The following is a 5,124-nucleotide window of genomic DNA, read 5'->3' on the forward strand; positions in this document are numbered from 1 at the left end:
GTGGTGACGATGTCCTCGACGATGACGACACGCGACCCCCTGGCGATCTCGAAGCGGCGCAAGCGGAACTCGCCCCCCTCCCGCTCGACCCAGATCGCCGGCACGCCGAGATGACGTGAGGTCTCATAGGCCGGGATCAGCCCGCCGATCGCCGGGCCGACGACATAGTCGATCTTGCCGGGCACGCCTGCGCGGATCTTCTCCGCCAGCGCCTTGCACAGAAGCTCGGTCTTGTCGGCATGCATGAACACGCGCGCCTTCTGCAGGAAGACCGGACTGCGCAGGCCCGAGGTCAAAATGAAATGCCCTTCCAGAACAGCACCCGCCTCGCGGAAAATGCCCAGCACTTCATCGGTGTTCATGTCTGCCTCTTTTTGATTGACCATGATGTTGTCCGAAACCGGAGCATGGTCTAGCCATTGACGCGTCTTGCGTCGCTGACGCTCGAATTGTCCTTGAGCTGCGATAGCAGCCGGTTGAGGTGCTTGAGATCCCAGACTTCGAGATCGATCAGCATTTCGGTGAAGTCGGGCGCAGTGCGCACCATCGACAGCGTATGGATGTTGGCGTCGTTCGAGGCAACCACCTGCGCTATATCGGCGAGTGACCCCGGCGCGTTGATGGCGGTGACCGATACGCGCGCCGGAAAGCGTTCCTTGGTGCGCTCATCGATGTCCCAGCGCACGTCGATCCAGCGCTCGGGCTGGTCATCGAACGCCTGCAGCGCTGGCGACTGGATCGGATAGATAGTGATGCCGGTGCCCGGCTGGACGATGCCGACGATGCGATCGCCAGGGACTGCCCCTTCCGGCGCGAAGCGCACCGGCAGATCGCCGCGCACGCCGCGGATCGGCACGGCTCCATCGCGCGGCTGGTCCTTGTCCTTGCGCGCGGCACGACCCGGAATCTGGAACAGCATGCCGGCGGCATTGCGGATCTTCGACCAGCCCTCCTCTCGCGGCTTGGGGACGGCCGTGGTGACGCGCTCATCCTTGTAGTCGGGGAATACCGCCTTCATGACATCAGTGGAGGCGAGCTCGCCACGCCCGACAGAGGCCAGCACATCCTCGATGTCCTTGCGCGCCAACCTGTGCAGCACCTGCTTCAGGCTCTCCTTGGTGAAGGTCTTGCCGGCACGCTCGAAGGCGCGTTCCAGGATGCGGATGCCAAGACCCGAATATTGCTTGCGGATGGCGTTCTTGGTGGCACGGCGGATGGCCGAGCGCGCCTTGCCGGTGACGACGACCGATTCCCACGCCGCCGGCGGCACCTGCGCCTTGGAGCGGATGATCTCGACCTCGTCGCCGTTCTTCAGTTCCGTCATCAGCGGCATGATGCGGCCGTTGACCTTGGCACCGACGCAGGTGTCGCCGACATCGGTGTGCACCGCATAGGCGAAGTCGATCGGTGTCGCGCCGCGCGGCAGCGCAATCAACATGCCTTTCGGGGTGAAGCAGAACACCTGGTCCTGGAACAGTTCCAGCTTGGTATTTTCGAGGAAATCCTCAGGGTTGTCGCCTTCGGCAAGCTGCTCGATGGTGCGGCGCAGCCAGGCGTAGGCGTTGGTTTCCTTTGAAATCGCGTGGGCGGCGCCATTCGTCTTGCCGCCGGTATCCTTGTAGATCGAATGGGCGGCGACGCCGTATTCGGCGATCTTGTTCATCTCTCGGGTACGGATCTGCAGCTCGACACGCTGGCGCGACGGGCCGACAATGGTGGTGTGGATCGAGCGGTAGTCGTTCTGTTTCGGCGTCGAGATGTAGTCCTTGAAGCGACCCGGCACCATCGACCACGCGGTGTGGATGGCGCCAAGCGCCCGGTAGCAGTCCTCGACCGTGTCGACGACGACGCGAAAGCCGAAGATGTCAGAGAGCTGCTCGAAGGACAGCGCCTTGGCCTCCATCTTGCGGAACACCGACCACGGCTTCTTCTGCCGGCTCTTTACGCTGGCGTTGATCGCATGCTTCTCGAACAACGTGGACAGTGCCTTTTCGATGTCCGTCAGCACGCCCTTGTTGCGTTCGAAGATTTCGGCAAGCCGTGCGGTGACGGCGCGATAGGCTTCAGGATTAATGAAGCGGAAGGCGATCTCCTCCAGCTCTTCACGCATGCCTTGCATGCCCATGCGCCCGGCCAGCGGTGCGTAGATATCCATCGTCTCCTCGGCGATGCGCAGGCGCTTGGCCTCCGGCATGTGGTCGAGGGTGCGCATATTGTGCAAACGATCGGCGAGCTTGACCAGCAGCACGCGGACATCTTCCGAAATCGCCAGCAGAAGCTTTCTCAGGTTTTCCGCCTGCTCGGCCTTCTTCGAGACCAGATCGAGCTTCTTCAACTTGGTCAGGCCCTCGACCAGCTTGCCCATTTCGGGGCCGAACAGATCGTCGATCTCGGCCCGCGTGGCGGTCGTGTCCTCGATGGTGTCGTGCAGCAGGGCGACCGCGATCGTCGCCTCGTCCATATGCATTTCGGTGAGGATGGCGGCGACTTCGAGCGGATGCGAGAAATACGGATCGCCGGAAGCGCGCTTCTGGTGGCCATGCTTCTGCATGGCATAGACATAGGCCTTGTTGAGCAACGCCTCGTTGACGTCAGGCTTGTAGCGCTGGACGCGCTCGACAAGCTCATACTGACGCATCATGGGCGGAATCTCGCGGTGCTGAAATGATTGATGCGCCGCACTAGCGTACGGCGCATCCCATAGATAGCCACGAAACTGACTGGACGGAAGTGCCGGAAACGTATTCCAGGCAGGTCCAGAACGCTGGCTTAGTAGTCGTCGCTCTTTTCCGGCGGCACCAGGCCCTCGATGCCGGCCAGGAGGTCTTCCTCGGTCATCCGGTCGAAGGTGATGTTCTCCTCGGCGTCGTCGGCGTCGGTGGCGGCAACGGCGGTGCCGGTCTGATCGGCAATCGCCTCGCCATCGGCCTCGGGCTCGTCGACCTCGACATGCTTCTGCAGCGAATGGATCAGATCTTCCTTGAGGTCGTCGGGCGACAGCGTCTCATCGGCGATCTCGCGCAGCGCCACAACCGGATTCTTGTCGTTGTCACGCGGCACTGTGATCGGCGCGCCCTGGCTGATCTGCCGGGCACGATGGCCGGCAAGGAGCACCAGCTCGAAGCGGTTGTCGACCTTGTCGATGCAATCTTCAACGGTTACGCGGGCCATGGATTGCCCCTTTCATGCGATGGATTTGATGGAAAACAGGCTCGGTCCATAACCCGAACGCCGCCAAAATACAAGCATCATGGCAATGGCTGGGTTGCATGGCGCCCAAACCTTGGTTCAAACACCCGATTTGGCAAAACCAGTCTGTGCTATGTGTTCGGTGTCCCGATCACAATTGCTTGCAGTGCCGCACGCGCCCTTGGATTGCCGCGAAACTGGCGCTATCTCGGATGGCATAGAGGTCAGCCGGTTTATTATGAGCCTGACCGAACGCTATCGCATTTGGTTTAGACGGGTGTTTATTTCGAGAAGGAATATTTTCCATGTTCGACCCTCGTGAAAAAATCGCCCTATTCATCGACGGCGCCAATCTCTACGCGACGTCGCGCGCGCTCGGCTTCGACATCGACTACCGCAAGCTTCTGTCGAGCTTCCAGAAGCGCGGCTATCTGCTGCGCGCCTATTATTACACGGCGCTGGTCGAGGATCAGGAATACTCCTCGATCCGTCCGCTGATCGACTGGCTCGACTATAATGGCTTCAAGGTGGTCACCAAGCCGGCCAAGGAATTCACCGACTCGACCGGCCGCCGCAAGATCAAGGGCAATATGGACATCGAGCTCACCGTCGATGCGCTGGAACTCGCCGATGTCGTCGACCACTACGTCATCTTTTCCGGCGACGGCGATTTCCGCACATTGGTCGAGGCATTGCAGCGGCGTGGCCGCAAGGTATCGATCGTCTCGACCATGGCCTCGCAGCCGCCGATGATCTCCGACGATCTGCGCCGCCAGGCCGACCATTTCATCGACCTGACGACGCTGAAGAACGAGGTTGGCCGTGACCCGTCCGAGCGCCCGGTGCGCAGGCCCGAGCCGGCCGAAGTCGACGAGGACGATTATTGAGGCCGGTCGCCTTGACCGTGCTTTCCGCCTCCGAACCCGGCCGCGATTGCCCGCTCTGCCCAAGGCTGCATGACTTCATCGCCGAGTGGCGGCAGCGCGAGCCGTCCTGGTTCAATGCGCCGGTGCCGACTTTTTTACCACCCGAGGGTGACGCGGCGGTTCAGTTGCTGATCGTCGGGCTGGCGCCTGGCCTGCGCGGTGCCAATCGAACGGGCCGCCCGTTCACCGGCGACTATGCCGGCGACATGCTCTACTCGACGATGATTTCGCACGGTTTTGCGCGCGGAGAGTTCAAGGCGCGGCCAGATGACGGATTGGAGCTGGTCGGCACCGCGATCACCAACGCGGTGCGCTGCGTGCCGCCGGAGAACAAGCCGGTGGGCGCTGAGATTGCCACCTGCCGGACATTCCTGGTGCCGACGATCGCCAGGTTCCCGAACCTGCGCGCCGTGCTGGCACTGGGATCGATCGCGCACCAGTCGACGGTGCGGGCATTGGGCGGGCGTGTCGCCGCCTATCCGTTCAAGCATGGCGGGCAGCTGCCGGCCGGCAGCATCACGCTGTTTTCGAGCTATCATTGCTCGCGCTACAACACCAACACCGGTGTGCTGACCGAAGCGATGTTCGTTAGCGTTTTCAGCCAGATAGCGGCGTTCCTGCAGAAATAGAGTCGGGCGCCAGCGGATCAGCTTGATGGCGCAAACAGTGCAGCCAGCACCGCCGGCCCACCCTTCAGCACATTCATATCGACATCGCCATTGATGCCGTCGACGCGACCCCTGTTGTGGTACTGCCAGTAGACCCAGTCGTCGCGGTCCGGCTCCAGGAGCAACGAGCGGAGCCAGAGCGGACGGGCAGCAATGCGCCCTGCATAGGTCTGCGCTGCCTCATCGGTCAGATAGACGATCGCAGGCTTGCCGAACGTCGCCTCGACTGGAGCGAGGAACGCGGCCAGTTCGGCGTTCAATTGTTCGGGCGTCGGCCGCTGCGGGCAGTTGCCGCCGAATTCGATGTCGACGACCGGCGGCAGCAGCGGCTGGTCGTGCGG

The 5,124-nt window shown here is 62.1% G+C and carries 6 protein-coding genes; 2 read left to right on the forward strand and 4 right to left on the reverse strand.

Annotation, left to right across the window (positions count from 1 at the left end):
- The 3 genes from EN994_RS17105 to rpoZ form a co-directional block, all read right to left on the reverse strand.
- On the reverse strand, nt 1-362 hold a 362-nt coding region (locus EN994_RS17105), incomplete at its 3' end, for a phosphoribosyltransferase family protein (RefSeq protein WP_127307672.1).
- Between the two features lie 50 nt (nt 363-412).
- Nucleotides 413-2,641 carry a bifunctional (p)ppGpp synthetase/guanosine-3',5'-bis(diphosphate) 3'-pyrophosphohydrolase gene (locus tag EN994_RS17110; protein WP_013532590.1) on the reverse strand — a complete coding sequence of 743 codons (2,229 nt, stop codon included), beginning with the start codon at nt 2,639-2,641 and terminating at the stop codon, nt 413-415.
- Between the two features lie 128 nt (nt 2,642-2,769).
- Nucleotides 2,770-3,171, reverse strand: coding sequence for a DNA-directed RNA polymerase subunit omega (gene rpoZ, locus EN994_RS17115; RefSeq protein WP_013532591.1), 402 nt, complete (start codon nt 3,169-3,171; stop codon nt 2,770-2,772).
- Between the two features lie 323 nt (nt 3,172-3,494).
- On the opposite strand from rpoZ, the gene EN994_RS17120 reads away from it, so the two are divergent.
- The gene (locus EN994_RS17120; RefSeq protein WP_010915096.1) at nt 3,495-4,076 is read left to right on the forward strand and encodes an NYN domain-containing protein; all 582 of its coding nucleotides are present in this window, start codon (nt 3,495-3,497) and stop codon (nt 4,074-4,076) included.
- Between the two features lie 11 nt (nt 4,077-4,087).
- Nucleotides 4,088-4,744 carry a uracil-DNA glycosylase gene (locus tag EN994_RS17125; protein ID WP_013532592.1) on the forward strand — a complete coding sequence of 219 codons (657 nt, stop codon included), beginning with the start codon at nt 4,088-4,090 and terminating at the stop codon, nt 4,742-4,744.
- 17 nt (nt 4,745-4,761) lie between these two features.
- Here the strand turns inward: EN994_RS17125 and EN994_RS17130 are convergent.
- Nucleotides 4,762-5,124 (reverse strand): GH25 family lysozyme (locus EN994_RS17130; protein ID WP_281060162.1); only part of this gene is annotated, 363 nt, incomplete at its 5' end.

Source organism: Mesorhizobium sp. M7A.F.Ca.CA.002.09.1.1, from assembly GCF_003998555.1.
GTDB classification, from domain to species: Bacteria; Pseudomonadota; Alphaproteobacteria; order Rhizobiales; family Rhizobiaceae; genus Mesorhizobium; species Mesorhizobium ciceri.